This window comes from Arcticibacter svalbardensis MN12-7 (assembly GCF_000403135.1).
In the GTDB taxonomy this organism is placed as follows: Bacteria; Bacteroidota; Bacteroidia; order Sphingobacteriales; family Sphingobacteriaceae; genus Arcticibacter; species Arcticibacter svalbardensis.
Genome location: NZ_AQPN01000095.1, coordinates 30875 through 52347 on the forward strand (window position 1 = coordinate 30875; position 21473 = coordinate 52347).

Here is a 21473-nt window from a genome sequence, read left to right on the forward strand (position 1 = left end):
TAGAGAAACCAAGCATCGTAAAAAGGGGAATGCTCTAACACTCCCCCCAAGTTTATTTATTTTATTGAAGAGACACTGGAAATGACCTTCAAAAAAACCATAAAATACAAAAGTATGAAAAAAATATTACTGCCCACTCTTGGTATTCTACCTAAGATTGGTAAGGAGTTCGTATCAAATCTTAAATTTACTTTATTAGCCATTTTTGTACTGTGTTTACACCTATCGCTATCTGCAAAAGCCTATTCACAAAAAGAGATTAAAAAGGAGCTTAATTTCAAAAGGATAAAATTTAAAGAAGCATTAATAAAAATTGAGTCTGTTAGTGAATTTAAATTTTTTTATAATTCCGACAAGATCCCTACCGAAAGCTGGGTTTCCTTACAAGCTCCAGCCCATACGGCAATTGGTGCCATTCTCACCAAATTGCTGGACCCTTTAGATGTTACTTTTGAAGAACTATCCGGAAATGTCATAGCGCTTTCTACCCGTGATAACCTAATTGGCAACAATAAATTAGCACCAATAACTGGAATTGTTAAAGACGAAAAGGGCGAAACCATACCAGGCGTAACTATTAAAGTAAAAGGCAGTACTATTGGAACGCTTACAAACAGTAATGGCGAATTCAAGATCAATGCACCTGAGTATTCTACCTTAGTATTTAGTTATTTGGGATTTGAGAACTTAGAGGTTAAAGTAAACCAGGAGGTCGAATTAAACATTATTCTCAAAGAAAGTAGCAACGCACTTAAGGAGGTTGTGGTAGTAGGATATGGCAAACAAGCTAAAGCACTTACTACTTCCTCCATATCGACCTTGAATGGAAATGATATTGTAAGGTCTCCGGTAGGAAATATCAATAATTCAATAGCTGGGAGAGTATCAGGCGTATTGACTTTTCAATCTAGTGGAGAGCCGGGAGCCGATGCCTCTTCAATACGGGTCAGAGGTGTTGGAACAAATGGATCAAGCAACGATGCATTAACAATCGTTGACGGGATCCAAAGACCTTTTTCGCAGCTCAATCCTGAAGAAATTGAAACGATTACCATTTTAAAAGATGCAGCTGCTATTGCTCCCTATGGTTTAGCTGGTGCAAACGGTGTGGTTTTGGTCACGACAAAAAGAGGTAAGGCCGGTAAGGTATCTCTGAATTTTGATACCTGGTATGGCGTGCAGCAACCCACACGGTTTCCTGACTATCTCAATTCATACGATTATGCCAGTACACTAAACATTGCTAGTGCAAACGCAGGCTTACCCGCCCCTTACTCAGATGAGGTTTTACAGAAATACAAAGACCACTCTGATCCCGATCATTACCCTGATCATGATTGGTTACGTGAGGTCATTGATTTCGCTGCACCCATGACCTCTCAACACTTAACGTTTACCGGAGGATCAGAAAAAGTTAGGTTTTTCAGTTCTTTAGGTAATCTTTACCAACAAGGTTCTGTAGATGCTATCAATTATTCACGTTATAATTTTGCAACAAATGTTGATGTCAATGCAACCAACTCCACCATTATTTCATTTGATATTAAAGGTAGTTTAGAAGTTACTAAAAACCCAGGCTCTACAACTGGAACTCAAATTTACACCTCGGTAACAAAGAATGCACCACTGCTTAATACCCCTTTAAAATTCTCTAATGGTCTCCCTGGTAACTCCTTATTGCCATCCATAAACGAAAGCGGATACAACAGGAATAACACCAATATTTTATTTACCCAACTTTCGATTAAACAGGATTTGAAGTTTATTCAGGGATTATCGTTAAAAGGAGTAGCCGCTTACGATAAAAATTACAGAAAGAATAAACAATGGCAGATACCCTACAGTTTTTATTCACTAAATGCAGCTGACGAATTTATTGCTACCACCGCAGGAGTAGCTTCAACCAGACTCACACAAGGATTTAACGAAAATGTTAACATAACCTTACAAGCCTATCTGGATTATAAAAGAACATTTGGCAAACATGATGTAAGTGCGCTTGTGGTTGCAGAGCAGCGTAATGGAGACTCAACTTCCTTTAGTGCATCAAGGATAAACTATCAAGTTCCTCTTGATGAGATCAGTCAAGGGAGCTCGAATAAAAATGACTTCGGTAATGAGGGAACCTCAAGTAAATCTAAACAACTTGGTTTTGTATATCGGCTGAGCTATGCATTCAATCAAAAATACCTGGCAGAATTTTCAGGAAGATATGATGGGCACTACTTCTTTGCACCCGGAAAACGATTTGCATTCTTTCCTGCTGCTTCTTTCGGATGGAGATTATCAGAAGAGTCCTTTATTAAAGATAACATCAGCTGGATTAATAATTTAAAACTGCGCACATCATTTGGTAAATCAGGTAATCTTGCTGGTTCTCCCTTTCAGTATTTGAACTCGTATGGTTTAAACAGCAGTTACGTTTTTGGTGGATCAAACCCAACACAAGTATCAGGAATCTTTGAAAGATCCGAACCTAATATAAACATCACCTGGGAAACTGCTAAGAAGCTGGATATAGGTTTTGAAGCCAGCTTATTCAATCGAACCTTAAACATCGAGGCAGACTGGTTCAAAGAAAGAAGATCTGATATGTTAGTAGCACCAACTGCTCTATTACCAGTAGAATATGGTATTGGCGTATCTCAGGTAAATGGTGGCGTAATGGATAATCAAGGCTTTGATTTCAGTGTCAATACGAATCATACATTTGAAAACAAATTAACACTAAACGCTGGTGTGAATTTTTCTTATGCGAAGAACAAGCTGGTCCAGATCTATGAAAATGGATCCACTTTTGACAATGTGAACAGAAGAATTACCGGAAGGCCTTTAGGAACACAATATGGCTATCAATCTACTGGGTACTTTCAAACGCAGGAAGAAATAGATGCAGCCCCAAAGCAAAATTTCTCAGCTCTGAAACCTGGTGATATAAGATATGCAGATCTTAACAATGATGGTGTAATAAATGAAGATGATCAAACGGTGATTGGTAATCCCGCTTTTCCTCAAATAATTTACGGATTAACCTTTAATGCATCCTTTAAAGGTTTTGATCTGGGAATGTTATGGCAAGGAGCAGCACAAAGTAGCTTTCAATTAACTAATGAAGCATCAAATCCTTTTTTCAATGGTGCTAAAATATTTAGAGAACAATTGGATTACTGGACGCCAGAAAACCGGAATGCTGCGTACCCCATCATTCTTCCTTCCCCAAGCAGTAACAGTCAGGTGGTGTCATCATTCTGGCAAAGAGATGGCAAATACCTGCGGTTAAAAAATATTGAACTGGGGTATAATCTGCCAAAACTGCTCATGCAAAAACTCAGCATTGGAGGAATCCGAATTTATGCATCAGGACAAAACCTACTTACATTCACTGGCGAGAAATACCTTGATCCTGAAATTGGAGCAAGTGGTGCCAGTAAACGGGCAAGGTACTATTTCCAGCAAAAAGTGTTTTCATTTGGTATTAACGCTAATTTCTAATTTAACATGAAAAATCAAGTTATAAAATTCATATTGTTCTTGTCCTTGTTTTCATCTGCTTGTAACGATGAAATACTGGACATTCAACCCACCGATCAATTAACTGATGCTACCGTTTGGAGTAATGCTGCAAATGCAGGGTTATTTCTGAATGATATCTATAATTCACTTAACCCGGGTCCTCAATCAACCGTCTTTACCAACCTGCCTTCTGAAATAAGCAATGATCCTCTGGATAATTTTTCAGATAACAGCATAGGCGGGTCACTTGCGGGCATCCCATCATATGTAAACTTTGCATCTGGTTCTTATGGACCCTCAACACCAATTTTTCCCGGTCATTGGGACAGCATGTACAAGGCCATCCGAAAATGTAATGTCTTTATTGAAAATGTTAGTCCGGCAGACTATGATGCTAACGTGAAGAAATCCTATATCGCACAAGCTAGATTTCTAAGAGCCTACTTCTATAAACAATTGATGAATCTGTATGGTGGTGTGCCTATTATCACTAAATCCTTAAACCAATCTGAGGATGGAGAATCAATCTTTCAAGCCCGGAATTCGTATGAAGAGTGTGTTGCCTTTTTGCAGACCGAATGTGAAGAAGCCGCAACAGACCTTCCATTGAAGGTAACTGCTGCAGAGGCTGGCAGAGTAACCAAGGGTGCCGCACTCGCTTTAAAAGGAGAGGCAGAGCTGTATGCTTCAAAATGGGAAGACGCAGCAGCTACAAATCTGAAAATAATCAATTTAGGTGCAGGTTATGATCTGTTCGCAGACTATGCTGGCTTGTTCTATGTAGCGAATGAGAACAATAAAGAAGTAATTTTTGACATTCAATATGCCGCAAATGTTAAGCCTGAAGTAAAGGAAGGTTATTGGAATCCGGTTAAAACTACAGATGGAACCAGTTTTGGTTCAGTAAATCCAACCCAGGATATGGTGGATACCTATGAGTTTTTAGATGGTAAAACAGAGGCTGAAGGGTCAGCACTTTTTGATCCTTCAAATCCATATGCAAACCGGGATAAACGTTTTGCTGCATCTATTATTTATGATGGAGCAACCTGGAAAGGAGGCGTAATAAACACACGCCTGGGCATAGCAAATAATAGAAACCAACTGGACGAATCTGGTTCAGGAGGGGGAACTAGGACGGGTTATTGGCTCGGTAAAATAATTGATCCTTCTATCGTACCCCGGGTAAGTGCGGGTCAAAATTCAATTATCTGGAGATATGCAGATGTGCTTCTTAACTATGCAGAAGCAAAAAATGAAAATACAGGCCCGGACCAATCTATATATGATGCCATTAATAAGCTTCGGACCAGAGGCGGATTACCCAATCTGACCACAGGGTTGACACAGGACCAAATGAGGGAAAAAATACGAAGAGAAAGACGGGTAGAATTATTTTTTGAAGGCAAAAGATTATTTGATTTATGGAGATGGCGAATTGCAGAGGATGTATTCTCTAAGCCTCTTTCCGCCATGAAGATTACTGTTGTCGCTGGTAAACTCGTGTATCAAAAACAACCAGCAGGTGGAGCTAAAGTAACCTTTGATAAATCTAAAAATTATTTAATGCCTATTCCTGCGGCAGTAATCGCGCAAAATCCAAAAATTACGCAAAATCCAGGATATTGATCATTTGCAATCTTCGTAAAAACATGAAAAATAGAGCCTTTTTGTCTTTTTCTGCCTTACTGATTCCATTTTTTCTAATCAGTTTTTCGACAAGGGATAAACTTCATCGAATCGAGTTAACCTCAACAGATGATTTAAAAACATTTTTTACATATAGTCCAGATAGGATTCCTTTTGTAAGCTCACACCGCGGTGGAGCAACAATTGGCTATCCGGAAAATAGTATCGAAACCTTTGAACATACCCTACAAAGTGTGCATTCCATAATGGAGATTGATCCCCATTTTACTAAGGACAGTGCAATTGTATTGATGCATGACGGAACGCTGAATAGAACCAGCACAGGAAAAGGAAAAGTATCCGATTATACCCTGGCAGAAATCAAAAAACTAAAACTAAAAGATCCACAAGGCAATATCACCAATCAGCGCATCCCCACATTAGATGAAGCGCTCCAATGGGCCAAAGGAAAGACCATTTTAGTTCTGGATATGAAAGATGTGCCGATCAAAGCCAGAGTAAAAAAGATTGAAGCCAATCATGCTGAGTTTTCGACCATAGTGATGGCATACTCCCTTGAAGATGCCAAAGCATGTTATGCTTTGAATAAGAACATCATGATGGAAGTGATGCTGAATAGTGAAGCTAAAGTGAAAGAATTTGATTCGACTGGTATTCCCTGGACAAACGTAGTCGTTTTCGTATCACATCTTACACCTATTGATAAAAAGCTCATTGATGAAATTCATAAAAGAGGGGCTATGACCATATTAGGAAGTTCGAGAAACATTGATGCTGATTATGCCCATTCAAAAATAACGAAGCAAGAATTGGAAAAAGGGTATAGAAACATGATTGATCATGGAACGGATATCATAGAAGCTGATTTGGGGATAGAAGCAGGGATCGCATTACAAAGTATGCGACCTTCACCCTCAAAAAAAGATAAATTCTTTAAATAATCAAACCGATCACACCTCGTTTGTATGTTCCATTTAATAGTAGTGAAATCGTCTCTTAGACAACTTATGGGCATTACCCTTCTTTCTTGCCTGGGTGTGCTTCCTCTATTCGGGTTTGCCCATGCAAACCCAACCATTGATTCGCTAATAAAAAAGCGAAAAAGTCTGCCAAACATTATTTTCATTATGGCTGATGATCTGGGTTATGGTGACATTGGGTTTAATGGTCAACAGAAAATAAAAACGCCTCACATTGATCAGTTAGCTCAGGAAGGTATGGTCATGACCCAACATTATGCCGGCTCTTCTGTATGCGCTCCTTCAAGGGCAAGTTTAATGACTGGTGTCAACGTAGCACATGCGCATGTTAGAGAGCTTTCTGCCTGGACAGCAAGTGGAAAAGCCATCGACTTAGCTGCAGAAGATGTTACAGTAGCCCAGGAATTGAAACGCGTAGGTTACTCTACAGGAATAATTGGTAAATGGGGACTAGAAGAAGGAGCAGGAACAGGAAATGTTTTAGACCATGGCTTTGATTACTTCTATGGCTATAAAACCCATACAGAAGCCCATCATTATTACCCGGAATATATATGGAAAAACAGAGAAAAACTGCAATTGCCTGATAATGAAAGTGCAAGTAAAAAAGGGGAGTACTCCAATGATGCTTTCACCCGGGAAGCACTCGCTTTTATACAAAAGAACAGCAAAAAACCCTTCTTTCTTTACCTGCCTTATACCATTCCCCATAATGAACTTACCGTTCCTGACGAATCCAAAGCACCTTATGAAAATCTCGGCTGGCCGAAGAAACCAATGGATGTAAGTGGGCATTACCATCATGATCCTGAAGGAAATACCACCTATGCAGGAATGATCTCCCGTCTGGATAGTTATATAGGACAGCTTATGCAAGAGCTTAAGACGCAAGGAATAGATGATAACACCTTAGTGATCTTTACAAGCGACAACGGCCCTGGTAGTGATAAAGGTATTTTTAATAGCACGGGAGGACTAAGAGGCAGAAAGCTTACCCTTTATGAAGGAGGGATTCGGGAACCCTTTGCAGCAAGGTGGCCCAATAAAATTAAACCGGGTTCAACGTCTGATCAACCTGCTGCATTTTGGGATTTACTACCTACCCTTTGTGATATAGCTGGCATTAAACCAAGCGTTAAAACAGATGGAATCTCTTACCTTCCGACGCTTTTGAATCAAGTGAAAAACCAAAAAAAGCATGATTTACTTTATTGGGAGATTAATGAATCTCAGGGTCCGATACAAGCCATCCGATTGGGAGATTGGAAAGGAATCAACGCTTACCAAAAACCATTCGAATTATATAATCTCAAGGTTGATCCAAAGGAAAGCAAAAACCTGGCACTAAGCAATCCTGGAGTAGTTGCCAAAATAAAGCAAATGATGATCAGCTACAGGACAGAAAATCCTGAATTTCCTTTAACTAAAAGGACACCCAACTACGGTAATGACGGTAGTAATCCAGAGACAATTAAAAGTAAATAGTATGAAAAAATCGATTCTAATTATATATATCTTTTTTTGCGTTGTTGCTTTAAAAGTGAACGCAGCGCAAATTGTTATATTGACTAAAGACAATTTAACATTACTTCCCAAAGGCAAAGAAGTTGATGGCATGATCGGTGATTGGGTTATGAAAAATGACCAGGTAATCGCAGTAATTGGTGCAGCTTACCCGGATCGGGAGGCCAATCAGATGGTATCTTCCATACAAGGAGCAATTATTGATTTCAGTACCCTTTCTGCCAATAATGACCAGTTAACTGTATTTTATCCGCAGGGAGCACGAGTAGATGTTCCTTCAGCCGATACGATTATTGTAGTTAGGGCCATGGGTGCTGTGATCGTGTTAAAGGCATTGAAGTATGCTACTGATGAAGAGCCTTATACAGCTGAAACTACGTATACAATGAAAGATGGGGAAGACTATATTCACGTAAAAACCACCTATAAAAATACAGTAAACAAGAGCATAAAACTTCCGGTTTTCGATATGATCAGAGGTGATAACAAACTGAGTAATTTTACGCCGCAAGGGCTCTCAAATCTCGCCTATATCAATAACGACTGGTACCATTCCGCATATGGTGTACTGTCTGAGAAAAACAAGATCTTCATACCTAAGGCTTCCGCACAGCAAAATCTAATTCGGTTAGGCCACAAAGTTTATTATAAATTGTCTGATGCTGATCCAACTGAAAATGTAACCCTCAATCCATTTGATTCTTTGTCAATAAGCAGGAAGTTTGTAACCGCCGCTGATGTTTCGGGTCTTCAAATTCAGCAGTTAGCACAGCCGGACAATCAGCTTTTCAAATTGACAGTATCGCTTAAGGACCATGAGAACACTGATTTTGCAGACGTTTTTCTGAATTTACGCAATGATAAAGGGGAGTTGGTTTCTTCTTCTATATCTCATAAAAACGGAGAAGCATTCTTATATGCTTTAAAAGCTTTAAAAGGGAAATACAAATTAGAAGCGTATAAACCAGGACATGATAGTATAATTAAAGAAATTATATTCAGTGATACTCTTCAAAAACTAACACTTAAATTCGACAAAGAAACGAAAATAGCATTTAAAATTACGGATGAAAAAGGAAATCTATTACCCGTTAAGGTTTCCTTTAGAGGCATAAATGGAACGAAAACCCCCAATTTTGGTCCCGCCACAAGAAACGATGGAAGTGCTGAACTCTACTATGCAAACAGTAAAGAATTTGAGGTTCCTATTACACCTGGAGATTATACGATCGTGATCTCTCATGGCCCTGAATACGACATAGTAGAACGTACTGTAAAAGTAGTAAAAGGCAAAAATCACGTTATAGAAGCTGAAATCAGCCGGGCCTTTACCTCAGCTCATTACATCATAGCGGATTTACATAACCATACCACCAGGAGCGGTGATTCAAATGCAGGAGTGCCTGATCGTATAATTAATATGGTTGCCGCAGGGATAGAATTTGCTCCGGCAACCGAACATAACCGAATAAGTACCTATGCGGAGGTAATTGATAGTTTAAAGCTCAGTAAATTTATTAAATCAGCAGCCGGTATTGAACTAAGCGGCAGACCAGGCCCTGGCAGTACCAATCATCAGATTGCTTTTCCTTTATTGATCCAACCCGGTAAACGTGGTTATGGAGCACCAAAAACCGACGTTGACCCTTATGTACAGATGAAAAGGCTGTATGATTACGATAATGGAAGCTTTAAGTTGATGCAGCAAAACCACCCCGAAATCAGTTTATTATATTTCGATAAAAATGCGGATGGTATAAAGGACAAAGGGTATGGCACAGAGGAATTTACCGATGTTATGGAAATCAGGGAATCGATGTTTGATTTACCGGATGCTTTAAACGGAGGAAATACGAATACCCGTTCTTTCCAATGGTTGCAATTATTAAACCTCGGTTATCACATTTTTGGAACGGCAAATTCAGATGCCCATGTGATTGGCAGCAGTACCGGAGCTCTGTTCAACTATGTATATACCAAACATGATGTACCCGAAGAAATAAATGCTCTTGAAATTGCAGCGCAAGTAAAAAAAGGACATGTTATTATGAGTAACGGCCCATTTATGACGGTAACAGTTAATGATTCATTACCGGGTAGTACTGTAACTGCAATGCGAAACTCAGTAAATATGGCAGTAGTTATTTCACAAGCCCAATGGAGCCATGTGAATACGGTTAATGTTATTATCAATGGAAAGATAAAACCTGAATACACATTTACCAAAGCGAAAAATCCAAGCCTGTTCCAAAACAATGGGTTTAATCACCAATTTCCAATAAAATTAGCCAAAGATGCAGTTGTCCTGATAATGGCCTATGACACCGAAGAGCATGTTGGCCCTGTAACAGGAAAGCGCAATCAACTGCCTTTTGCACTTTCAAATCCATTCTTTATTGATTTTGATGGTGGGGAGTTCAAAACAAATCATGACATGCTCGGGCAAGTCTTACCGGTAAAGGGAAAGATCAAGGAAATAAAAGATTGATTAAAAGCTATAATATGATGATCCGATCAAGAGTAAATAAAACAGTAGTATGTCTATTTATTATCTCGTTTTTCCATGTGATGGTTCATGGTCAGATGATCCAGCCTCAAGAGCTTAAACCACTTTCCAATTTTCAGGGTTTTCCTTCTGGCTCAATCTATCAAAATGTTAATCTAGCACCAGAGTTAAGAGCCAGAAATGTGATTAACTATTTAAGTTTTGATGAAAAACTGAGTTTAACCACCGGTATCTTAGGTTTCTGTTTTCCCGGAATACCCCGCCTGGGTCTGCGTGCAGTTGTGATGGCTGATGCATCGCAAGGCATACGACTTAGTTCAATTCAAAGTGATACTGAAAGTGTTTCTTTTCCAAGTATGCAAGCTCTTGCAGCAACCTGGAACCCCAAAATCGCTTTAGACTTTGGAACTGCCATGGGAGAACAGTGCAAATTACATGGCGTAGATGTGTTGTTAGGCCCCGGAATTAACATGCAACGCACGTCAGAAGGAGGGAGGAATTACGAGTATATGGGGGAGGACCCATTGCTTACCTCTAAGATTGCTGTTGCTTACGTTAAGGGTATCCAGGCTAAAGGAATTGTTGCAACTGCAAAGCACTTCATCTGTAATGACCAGGAGTTTGTCAGACATATTGCCAGTAGTGATGTTTCAGAAAGGACATTAAGGGAAATTTATTTACCTCCCTGGAAAGCATTGATTGAGCAAGCAGGGCTCCGGGCCATCATGACGGGTAATAACTTAGTGAACAGCATTCCCAATACCATGAATAAACCGCTCCTAAATGATATTTTAAGAGATGAATACCATTTCAAGGGCTTAGCAATGACTGATTGGCAGAATACCAACTATTATCCTTTTCAGCAATATTTAGTACCTATCTCTGGAATATCGCTGTTAATGCCGGAAAATAAAACATTTGCAAATTACATCAAGTCTTATCTTACCAAATATCCAGATAAGCTAAAAAAGATTGAAAACGAGCTGAATGACATGATCAGCTATAATCTGTATACTTTTTTTGAGGCAGGGATCTATGATAGAGGCGCAGTTGATGTTGCTATGGCAAAGAAGGTGAAACTCCATGAAAAATTAGCAGAGCAATGTGCAGATGAGTCTATTTGTTTATTAAAAAACGAACAAGATATATTACCGGTCAGCGTCAGGAAAAAGATCCTGTTAACAGGGCTGCCTGAAATTTACAGTGGTAAAGGAAGTGGCTTTGTAAAGGGCTTTAATCATGTTGATTTTGAATCCGGACTAAGGAGTGCATATGGTAATAACCTGATCTCTGAACCCAAACCTACAGATGAGCAAATACAAAAGGCCGATGTTGTGATCTTTCGCTTAAGCAAAGAGGCGGGTGAAGGATACGATGTCCCATTTATAGGTGCTGATTCCTCAAGTACAACGATCCAAAAACTGTGTAGACTAAACAAGAATGTAATTGTTTTGGTAAGTTCCGGAAACGGTATAGAAATGCCCTGGATTCAAAGTGTAAAAGGAGTTTTATGGACTTTTATGCTTGGACAACAAAGGGGAGCTGCATTGGCTAATGTGATTACTGGAAAAGTGAACCCCTCTGGCAAATTACCTTTCACGCTAGAGAAAGATATTCAGGATTCTCCCGCACCTGAATTCAATTTTCTGGGAGGAAAACCGTATTGGCATGGCAGCAATAGATTCTATAAAGATTATTGGAAAGGGACGGATACGACAACCGCTAAAATAGAACTTGCTAAGTATGTTAAACCAAATCAGTTGGTCCACATACCCTATACAGAAGGAGTTTTTATGGGTTATCGATGGTATGAGAAGTATAATAAACCCATACAATTTTGTTTCGGTTATGGATTATCCTATACGCAATTTGAGTTTAAAAATCTAAAAATATCCAGAACCTCCATCCCAAGTAAAGACTCTTTAATAGTTAGTTTACAGATACGAAACAGTGGTAAAGCGCGTGGAGCTGAAGTGGTGCAACTCTATTTATCTGATGTGAAAAGTAGCGTGGAGCGACCATTGAAAGAACTAAAAGGGTTCCAAAAAATCTATTTACGGTCCGGGGAGCAACAAACAATCAAGTTTGTTATCCATCCAGAAGATTTGGCTTTCTGGGATGAAAATAAAAATGCATGGAATGCCGAACCAGGAGATTATGAAATCATGATCGGTAATTCATCTCAGGATATTAAGCTGAAACATAAATTTAAACTCTTGTAAGAAAATTATTAAGGAATAGGAGTACTTGACTAAAGATTTTAACGAAGATGATATACTGAGGAAGGCCATCTTGATTTTCTGGGAAAAGGGGTATAATGCTACCTCGATACATGACCTTATTGACGGACTGGGGATCGGTCGTTCCAGTATCTATCATGCATTCGGAGATAAACACAGTCTTTTTGTAAAAGCGCTTGAACTGTATCAATCTGAAGGTACTGAAAAAATCAAAGATATTGTCGAGAATGCCCCATCTCTAAAAATGGCTCTTGAAACACTTTTAAATGCAGTAGCTAAGGACATACTTAATACTACTTGCCCAAAAGGTTGCTTTAAGGTCAATTCGGAAGTAGAAGTAGCAGCACAAGACGAAATCGTAAATAAGCTTGTTTACAATGATGATTTGATTATTGAAGAGGCACTCCATAAAGCGTTTAAAAAAGGGCAGCAAAACGGAGAAATCCAGGCCTCAAAAGCCCCCTTAGCACTAGCCCGCTTTTTTTGCAACACCATTGCCGGAATGCGTGTATATGCCAAATTCAGAAACGAACGTCAGTTTTTCGATGATATCGCAAAGAAAGCACTTTTCGTTATAGGGTAGGTTCTTGGCATTCAATACACTACACCCAATGGGGTGTAATGCTTCTAATGAGGATGTGAGTGCAATGATACGGCTATACGATTCCATGAATTAATAGCTACAACAGCCATAATGAGTTGGGCAGTCTTCACTTCTCCAAAAAGTTCAATAACCTTTTTATAGGTCTTATCACTAAGCCCTTTTTTTGAGATCATCGTAATCTCTTCTGTCAGCATTAAAATCGCCTGCTCTTCCTAATTAAACCAATTAGGTGCTTCCTGCCATGCACTCAATACGAAAATTCTTTTCACATCCTCGCCATACTTGATGGCGTCCTTGATATGCATATTGAGACAAAAAGCGCAACCGTTTATCTGAGACGCACGAATCTTTAGTAGTTCAAGTTGAATTTTATTGATACCTGCGCTGTGAACAAACTTCTCCACTTCAAGCAATGAATTGTAAGCTGCGGGTAATACACTATTTAAGTCAAATCTTGATTCTGTTACTGAATTTTCCATGTTTTGTTTTTTGTTTAAAACAAAAGTGAGGAATAAACCATCCTGCAAAAATGAACTGAGGTTAAGAAATGTTATATTTTTTTTGCTCTTAGCCTGCTCATAAATTGTGGTGTAAAACCAAGGTAGGAGGCAAGCATATATTGAGGAACACGTTGAATGAAATCGGGATATCGTGCCGCAAAATGTCTGTAAATTTCTTCTTCAGTCATCGTAAACATAAGCTCAACCCGATGTTGCGATGCTACTAAAGCTCTTTGCAATATCATCCTGAAATAGCTCTCTATTTTAGGTACCTCATTGAATAGTATAATCCGGTTGCTTTCACTTAATAATAGCAATTCTGATTCTTCAATAGCCTGAATGTAACATGATGATGGTTTCTGATATAAAAGACTATCCTGATCCGCTATCCACCAGTTTTCAATACCGAAGTGCAAAATTTGTTCATTCAGCTTTTTATTGATGAAGTACTGCCTTAAACAACCCTGAACGACAAAGTAATTTCCCTGACAAATTTTTCCTGGCTCAAGTAGAAACTCTTTTTTATTGAGCTTTATAGGTTTGAGCCTCTCACAAAGAAATTGCCCTTCTTCGGGTTGTAAGGGTACATATCTTTTAATATGATTGAGTAACGCTGTGTACATAGATCAAAAATACAGTTTGAAATTTAACTATTTTGGGTGGATGTATTTCTTAATTGATACCGAATTACTATCCCCGCTACTCACGGATACCTTATCCGATTATTTAAGCAATCAGCAAGCCCCATTGTCCGCTGCTCCTCCCTTGCTTCTCCCTTGCTTGTCCGCCTGGAGAGGGAGGACCAAGGGAGAACCAAGGGACAACCAAGGGATAACCAAGGGAGAAAGACCGAAGCAATTTTCAAGCTCTTCCTAATCAATTGCGTTTTTGTCTCCCAGGGTTCATCTACTATTTAGGAGGGATTCATTGGTAAGTCCCAGGTTTTAGATTGTAAAAAATGTGTTCAATTCGTTCCTCTGTGAGAAGATTTCGGAAAATTTAACCGAATAATCGTAAATGATATTTCCCTATTGTAAATTTATTATAACATAAAGATTAATAAATAATCTTTTTTGAAACATATTTAATTTTTGCATGATGCGAACAATTAAAAACGGCGCAAATGGCGCATTTTCAGGAAAAGTAGGAAGTGTAGTTGGCAGCAACTGGCGCGATGTCGATTACATCAGGGGGCTCTCAAAACGGTCAACTAAAAAGCCAACAGAAAAGCAGAGCCAGGCAAGGCGGAATTTTGGCTTATTATCAGAATTTTTAGGTTCGCTCAGAGCAGTGATTGACCAGGGATTTAAACATGAGGATACCCGAAGGGCAACAGCATTGAACCTGGCGATTCAGGCGAATTATCAGGTTTTTGAGAACGTTCAAGCTGATGCTTTGCCGGATTATGCAAAGGTCATTTTAAGCAAAGGGAGGTTGGTTGGGAAACCAGCCGGGTGTAATCTTTCGTCAGCAGGAGCAGGTGTGATGCGGATTACCTGGGAGATGTATAGTAATTCGGCCCTGGAGAGAGGAGTGGATCAGGCAACGATTGTGCTGTACTCCCCATCTTTGAAAGAGTCTCTGATTTTGAGCGATCAATATTTACGTCAGGATCAAATGGCAGAAATCCATCTTCCGGGGAGTTGGGCTGATCAAAACCTCTGTGTTTATATGTTCATGACTTCTATGGAAGATCAGAATTCAGATTCGGTATTTGTTGGATTCTTTACTAACTAGATCATGGCAATATTAAAAAAAATCGCGTTTACGGAGCAATAGGAGATTTGGTTTATTATACAGATCGTGCTGGAAATCAGCGTACCCGAAAACGACCTGTTCTTTCAGCCACATCCAGTGATAAACAAAAGGGTACACGAATGAAATTCAGCATAGCCATGCAATTCTTAAATCCCATCCGTGCGCTGATCAATCGATCCTGGTGTATTCAAACGAGTCGGGGTGTGCTTCCCTTTGATGACGTTTTAGGCAAGATGATCCGTGGGGGCATTGATGGTGCATATCCTGATTTGCAGATTAATCATGGTGCGGTACAAATAAGCGGAGGAAAGTTGGATGGGCCACTTAACCTTACTTTTGAGATGGCGGGAGATGAGGCAGTGCTGACCCGGGAGATCAGTCCCCAGATTAGCCGGACATCTTCTCCGGATGATATCCTTCATTTTGTGCTGGTAAACGACGCAAAAGAGAGTACCATGGTATTTGAACAGAAGGCTTTACGTGGTGATTTAAGTTTAAGACTAGCGCTTCCTGCCAAGTTTTGGAAGGATGAGTTGCATGGCTTCTTCTTTTTTGTAAACCATAACGGGAAGGATGCTTCGGCAACTACATATCGGAATTATGTACAATAGAAACCGTATAGTCTCTATTGAATTTGATTAAGAAATAGGATAATGTACTAATTCGTACTCTTTGTGAACTTTATTTATATTTTTGCCTTTTTTCTTTAGCGGTATATTGCCGTTTATCCTGCGGGCAGACTTAAAGGCATTATCATTATTCCACCGTGGCTGTTGCACAACTATAATAAATGTAAATTTTTGCTTTTATAAAAGTTGAAAAATACGTAAATTAAAGGTATGCAAGGCAGAAAGGACTATACCGAAAAGCTGTTTACCAGCTTCCAGCTATCAAGCCGGGTTCCGAAGGAAAACCTGTATCGCAGACTCCGCGAAACGCTTGATCTGAGCTTTTTATATAAAGACACAAAAGAACTTTATGGCAAGACCGGCAACCCATCAATTGACCCAGTAGTCTTCTTTAAGCTACTGCTAACTGGTTATCTGGAGAACATTACCTCTGACCGTAAACTGGTGGATCATTGCTCTATGCGGATGGATGTTTTGTATTTTCTTGGTTTTGATATTGATGAAGAATTACCATGGCATTCAACAATCAGCAGAACAAGGCAGCTTTATCCGGGCATCTCTGTTTGAAACATTGTTCAACAAAGTATTTACCCTGTGCGTAAACGGTGGCATGGTATCTGGTCATACCCAGGCAGTGGATTCAGCACCAATCAAAGCAAATGCATCTATGGAAAGTGTCGTGCTGAAAGTGCCAGCAAATTCCATAGACAATCACTTCAAAAAAGTCGAGGAAGAGAATCAGGAAGTTAAAAAGAAGAATGATCCAGCTTCTTCGCCGGCGTATATCACTGCACCGGAGCACCAGTTAAGGCGGGTAAAAAAGCACCAGCAAAACCTGATTGATAATCGTGTTGGGGCACCAGGGGCATCACACGAAAAAGCACAATTACTTAGCAACAAAACACATTACAATCCACGTGATCCGGATGCCCGCATATCAGTAAAGCCTGGCAAGGCTAGAAAACTAAACTATCATTGCAGTATGGCTGTGGATACAGCCGAAGGGGTAATTTCTCATATCCAGGCGGAATTTGCCGATGGCAGAGATAGCCAATACCTCCCTGGCATTAGCATGCAGGTACAAAACCGATTAAAGAAAAACGAACTTTCAATGACGGATCTGCTTGCAGATACAGGTTACTCCAATGGCTTCAATTACAATTTCCTGGAGCAAAGAAAAATTACTGGCTGGATACCCGCATTCGGCATGTATAAACCCGAGATCGAAGGCTTTCCATATAACAAAGAAAACGATGAATATAGGTGTCCAATGGACAAGCCCTTACCCTTCAAAGGATTTTATACAAGCTTGGATGGCAGTGTATTTAGAAACTACTGGGCAGCGCCAAAAGAGTGCAAGGCTTGTCCGTTGAGACCAACCTGTGCACCGAATGTACATTGTAGAAAAATCACCAGGACAATTTACGACGAACAATACCTCAAGGCTTACAGCAGACAACATAGTAAAAGAGGCAGACAAATGAAAAAACTACGGCAAAGCACAGTAGAATCAGTATTTGGTAGTTTGACACATTATTACGGATTAAGGGAAATAGGTGTACTGGGCAAAGCCGGTGCCCATAAAGTCATGCTCATGGCGGCAATTGCCTTTAATCTTAAAAAATACCTGAAAAGAGGAGGAAAGAAACCTTCTTGTGCCTTTTTTAAAGCCATTATAGACGCCTTACATCGGCACCTAATAGCATTTCTGACTAACCCAGTTAATCAGTACCAGTTCTCTTAGTGGCTAAATAAATCTTCTGATAAGTTAAGTCGATATTTAAGAAAAAAAACTATTGTGCAACAGCCACCACCGTTTTTTGATAGATGATGAGATGAGTATTTGATAAAAGACCTTGCTAGAAACTAAACCGTTGCTAACAATCTTCATTTGTGTAACGGTTAAATCGACTTCATGACTTTGGCCAAAACGAATTCAGGAATCGTATAAACAAGTCCTTCGATAACATTTATCCTCGTTTTCTGGTAAAGCTTAAGGATGGCTTGGAAGACTAACTCAATAACTGGTTTTATGTTAAAAGTCCCAAAATAACCAGAATTTAATTATGATACTCTATCATCATCTTTGAACAAGACAGTGAATTATGACAGCATATCTGATATTAAACAGTGACCTGTATATCATTAATATTTAGTGACCAATTTGTAGTAAGGAAGTAAGATTGAATTAAAAAGGAATCGCAATTAAATTTTAAGGTAGATCTTAAAGGTTGATCCCAAACCCAGCTGACTTTCAACGATAATATTACCACCAGCCGCATCAACTATTTTTTTTGCTAAGTAAAGACCAATACCGTGTCCTTCAATATCCTGATTTAATCTCCCGTATATATTAAAGATTTGTTCTATATCTCCCTTGGGGATACCTTTTCCATTGTCGTTTACCGATAAAACAAAATGTTCGGCCTCGCTCCAGGTCCGAATAGTAATTACAGGTGCTACCTCACGCCGAAATTTTATTGCATTTGATATTAAGTTATACACTATACTTCGCAAATTCTTTTTTGAAAACAGAATTTGCGTTACTTCTAATTTTCGTATTATGTTTGTATTAGATTCTGAAATTTTATTTTCAAGGCTCCATTCAACGTTATTAATTATATCTTCCATATCTACCATTTCGGTTACAATCATATCGTTTTCAACCTTTGCAATGACGGCAATGTTGGTGATCAACACCCGGAACTTTTTAATGGAAGTATTAATGATCTTTAACATATTCATCAACTTTGCATCCGACAAAGAAACTTTATTCATCATATCAATACTCATTTCGATGTTACCAAGCGGAGCTAAGAGATCATGTGATGTTGCATGAACAAAGTTGTCTAAATCAGAATTGATCCTCTCCAAAGTCTTATTCTTTTTAGCGATTATAACTTGCGTTTGTTTTAGCTCTGTTATATCATGAAAGGTAATTATAGCTCCGGTATTCTTGTTGGTTGCCTCTTGTAGGTATGGCATAGTCATTATTTGATACCATTTGCCATTATTGGTTTCAATTTCTTTAGTAATAATGCCACCATTCGATATTACCTTTTTAATATCATCCGCAATAGTCTCAAATTTGATGTTGGTTGATATGTTACCAAGGGGTCTGCCAATGTCGGTTTCTAATAAATTTATCTGCTTTACGGTACCCGGCGAAAATTTCATCAACCGCATTTCATTGTCAATAAATAATTGCCCGTTAATATTGCTCCGGAAATAGTTATTGAGGTCATCATTAATTTCTATCAGCTCCTTGTTTTTTACTTGGTACTCACCATTAATTGTATGAAGTTCTTCATTGACGGACTGCATTTCCTCATTTGTACTTTGCATTTCTTCATTTGCAGAAATTAACTCCTCATTGAATGACTGTAAATTTTCATTAGATGTATCTAACTTTTCGTTGGAGAACTGAAGTTTGGTTTTTAATTCCTCCAATTCCTCCTCCAGATTAACTACATATTGATCGAGGTATACTTTTTCATCAAATACGGGATCTGCTTGTATTGACTTAGCAGATTTATATTCACTGAAAGTTACCAGTAACAAATGGTCTTCTCCTTTTAATTTCAAAGGGCTTATTGACAACCTTATCTTTACGATAAGCTGGCCCTGTTTGATCTTAATTTCGCTTAGACTAACATCTTCTTTTGTTTTTAAAGCCTTTTTGCTTAGGATATTAAAAGCCACCGCAAGGGGTTTGGGCAATAGTTCTGAAAGGTTTGAACTAAAGTGTTTAGGAAGTAAATACTTTGTTGTATCACCATAAGATTTAATCACCTGATTGTTTTCATCAACACAAATTGATAAGTAATCTAAGTTTTCCGCCAGCCGCTCATGCATCGCCTCTGATAATGAATGGTTTGTATTTTCCGACGCCTGATGCCGCGACAAACGTGAAGGTTCATGTTTGCTATTTAAGAATTCAGGCATGGAAAATGCATCAAAACTTACGGCCCGTTTTGATACCAGGTTCTTATAGATCTTCCATTTTTTTTGGGCAATCTCCAGATTTTTAATGATGGGCGTAGGGTTTTCGCTGGAACCTAAAAATAAATAGCCATCTTTTTTAAGACCAAATAACAGCATTGCAAAAACTTTCTTTTGCAATACAGGTGCCATATAGATAAGTAGGTTTCGGCAGCTGATCATATGCATATTACAATAGGGCGGGTTTTTCACCAGGTCGTGCTCCGCAAAGATCAGCATCTTTCTTATGACCGGCTTCAACCTGTAATCGTCCCCTTCCTTTAAGAAATACTTTTCAAGTAGTCTGGCAGGTACGTTTTTTGAAATGCTTTTATTGTAAACACCCTTGCCTGCACGTACCAGCGCAGCGCTGTCTATATCAGTTGCAAAAATCTTTACAACTATATCTGAGAATTTGCCTGTTAACTGCTCGGCTATTAAAATTGCGATAGAAGAAGCTTCTTCGCCAGTTGCACATCCGGCTACCCACACCTTAAGTTCCTCGCCCGGGGAAAGTTTCTCCAATATGTCTGGTAGTACTTTTTTCTGGATAAAACCGAACGCTTCCTTGTCTCTAAAAAACGAAGTAACACTGATCAGGAACTCTTTTGCCAGCGCGTCTACTTCTTCTGGTGTAACTTTCAAAAAATCAAGATAACTCCCAAGAGTTGTGTGATTCCCAAGTGAAGCCCTTCTTTTTGTTCTTCTTAATATGGTGGGTAATTTGTAGTCTGAAAAGTCAAGTGGCGATCTTTCTTTGATCAGTTCGATGATGGTTGCGATATTCTTTTCATCCTCTGCCTGTTGAATGGTTGCATTTTCTGCGTTATTAACATAGTTTTCTATTGCATCAGGCATGGCAATAGGCTCAAGGACAAGATCCACAAACCCGGTAGCGATAGCTTTGGAGGGCATGCTGCCAAACTCTGTAGTTTCAGGGTTCCGGGCAATCACCATGCCTCCAGCCATCTTAATTGTCTCTATTCCTTCTGAACCATCAGAACCTAAGCCAGACAAGATAATACCAATTGCTTTTTTACCACAATCCTTTGCAAGTGAATTAAAGAAGGTATTGATGGTTAGATGAGGACTTTTAATTTTTTCTTTCGCACTTAAATATAATTTATGGTCCTGGATAGTCATGAACTTATCGTTTGGGATAAGATACACCTGATTGCTCCGAACGGTCATTCCGTTTTCAGCTTGTTCAACTTTCAGTTTGCTATGTTTGGCCAGTAATTCAACCATTCTGCTTTTAAAATCTGGAGACAAATGCTGCACGATAACATAAGAAACCCCGTCAATAGGTGTATGGTCAAAAAAATGAGTTTATCTCTTCCATGCCGCCTGCTGAGGCGCCTATAGCGATAATATGGTGTGGATCGACATTGAACATTATAAAAAATTAATGGCGATAAATAACAACTCTATCGGGTTATGCAATGTTAACTAAATTAAAGGGCAATATTTTGCTTATAAGTCTACTGTTCGATCCGAAGTAAATGCAATGCAATTGTTTGCGATAAGCCGTTGGAAACAGTATCAAATCTGTAAGTAGGAATGCGCTTAGTTAGTAAGCTCGCACTAG

Annotated in this window: 15 protein-coding genes; 11 read left to right on the forward strand and 4 right to left on the reverse strand. The window is 39.0% G+C overall.

Features of this window, described 5'->3' with window-relative positions; all coding sequences use genetic code 11:
* The first annotated feature begins 114 nt into the window (after positions 1 to 114).
* The 7 genes from ADIARSV_RS12305 to ADIARSV_RS12335 are packed head-to-tail and all read left to right on the forward strand — an operon-like array spanning position 115 to position 12996.
* Complete coding sequence (locus ADIARSV_RS12305) at positions 115 to 3492, forward strand: SusC/RagA family TonB-linked outer membrane protein (RefSeq protein ID WP_160166662.1); 3378 nt, start codon at positions 115 to 117, stop codon at positions 3490 to 3492.
* A gap of 6 nt (positions 3493 to 3498) precedes the next feature.
* The gene (locus tag ADIARSV_RS12310; RefSeq protein WP_040299956.1) at positions 3499 to 5142 is read left to right on the forward strand and encodes a RagB/SusD family nutrient uptake outer membrane protein; all 1644 of its coding nucleotides are present in this window, start codon (positions 3499 to 3501) and stop codon (positions 5140 to 5142) included.
* A gap of 23 nt (positions 5143 to 5165) precedes the next feature.
* Positions 5166 to 6104 (forward strand): glycerophosphodiester phosphodiesterase family protein, encoded by a 939-nt coding sequence (locus tag ADIARSV_RS12315; RefSeq protein ID WP_016195862.1) that lies wholly within the window; start codon positions 5166 to 5168, stop codon positions 6102 to 6104.
* A gap of 42 nt (positions 6105 to 6146) precedes the next feature.
* Positions 6147 to 7628, forward strand: a complete 1482-nt coding sequence (locus ADIARSV_RS12320) for an arylsulfatase (protein WP_200864750.1) — start codon at positions 6147 to 6149, stop codon at positions 7626 to 7628.
* Position 7629: 1 nt separating this feature from the next.
* Entirely contained in the window at positions 7630 to 10155 is a 2526-nt protein-coding gene (locus tag ADIARSV_RS12325) for a CehA/McbA family metallohydrolase (protein ID WP_016195864.1), read from the forward strand.
* A gap of 14 nt (positions 10156 to 10169) precedes the next feature.
* Positions 10170 to 12395, forward strand: a complete 2226-nt coding sequence (locus tag ADIARSV_RS12330; RefSeq protein WP_016195865.1) for a beta-glucosidase — start codon at positions 10170 to 10172, stop codon at positions 12393 to 12395.
* A 25-nt stretch (positions 12396 to 12420) separates the two neighbouring features.
* A complete protein-coding gene (locus ADIARSV_RS12335) occupies positions 12421 to 12996 on the forward strand; it encodes a TetR/AcrR family transcriptional regulator (protein WP_016195866.1) in 576 nt (191 codons plus the stop codon).
* Positions 12997 to 13040: 44 nt separating this feature from the next.
* Here the strand turns inward: ADIARSV_RS12335 and ADIARSV_RS22595 are convergent, their stop codons facing one another.
* The 3 genes from ADIARSV_RS22595 to ADIARSV_RS12345 form a co-directional block, all read right to left on the reverse strand.
* On the reverse strand, positions 13041 to 13211 hold the full coding sequence (locus tag ADIARSV_RS22595) for a carboxymuconolactone decarboxylase family protein (protein WP_016195867.1): 171 nt from the start codon (positions 13209 to 13211) through the stop codon (positions 13041 to 13043).
* An 18-nt stretch (positions 13212 to 13229) separates the two neighbouring features.
* On the reverse strand, positions 13230 to 13496 hold the full coding sequence (locus ADIARSV_RS22600; RefSeq protein ID WP_235048417.1) for a carboxymuconolactone decarboxylase family protein: 267 nt from the start codon (positions 13494 to 13496) through the stop codon (positions 13230 to 13232).
* A gap of 71 nt (positions 13497 to 13567) precedes the next feature.
* Positions 13568 to 14140, reverse strand: coding sequence for a Crp/Fnr family transcriptional regulator (locus ADIARSV_RS12345; RefSeq protein ID WP_016195869.1), 573 nt, complete (start codon positions 14138 to 14140; stop codon positions 13568 to 13570).
* A gap of 472 nt (positions 14141 to 14612) precedes the next feature.
* Between ADIARSV_RS12345 and ADIARSV_RS20670 the strand changes: the two genes are divergently transcribed.
* From ADIARSV_RS20670 to ADIARSV_RS12360, 4 genes are all read left to right on the forward strand, one after another.
* Positions 14613 to 15254, forward strand: coding sequence for a DUF6266 family protein (locus tag ADIARSV_RS20670; RefSeq protein ID WP_016195870.1), 642 nt, complete (start codon positions 14613 to 14615; stop codon positions 15252 to 15254).
* A gap of 47 nt (positions 15255 to 15301) precedes the next feature.
* On the forward strand, positions 15302 to 15886 hold the full coding sequence (locus tag ADIARSV_RS12355) for a DUF6266 family protein (RefSeq protein ID WP_040299961.1): 585 nt from the start codon (positions 15302 to 15304) through the stop codon (positions 15884 to 15886).
* A gap of 228 nt (positions 15887 to 16114) precedes the next feature.
* Entirely contained in the window at positions 16115 to 16471 is a 357-nt protein-coding gene (locus ADIARSV_RS21525; RefSeq protein ID WP_016195873.1) for a transposase, read from the forward strand.
* Entirely contained in the window at positions 16404 to 17648 is a 1245-nt protein-coding gene (locus ADIARSV_RS12360) for a transposase (RefSeq protein ID WP_160166663.1), read from the forward strand. Before ADIARSV_RS21525 ends, ADIARSV_RS12360 begins: the two co-directional genes overlap by 68 nt.
* A 461-nt stretch (positions 17649 to 18109) precedes the next feature.
* On the opposite strand, the gene ADIARSV_RS12365 is transcribed toward ADIARSV_RS12360, so the two are convergent.
* Positions 18110 to 21166 carry a CheR family methyltransferase gene (locus tag ADIARSV_RS12365; RefSeq protein WP_316929510.1) on the reverse strand — a complete coding sequence of 1019 codons (3057 nt, stop codon included), beginning with the start codon at positions 21164 to 21166 and terminating at the stop codon, positions 18110 to 18112.
* Positions 21167 to 21473 lie beyond the last annotated feature (307 nt).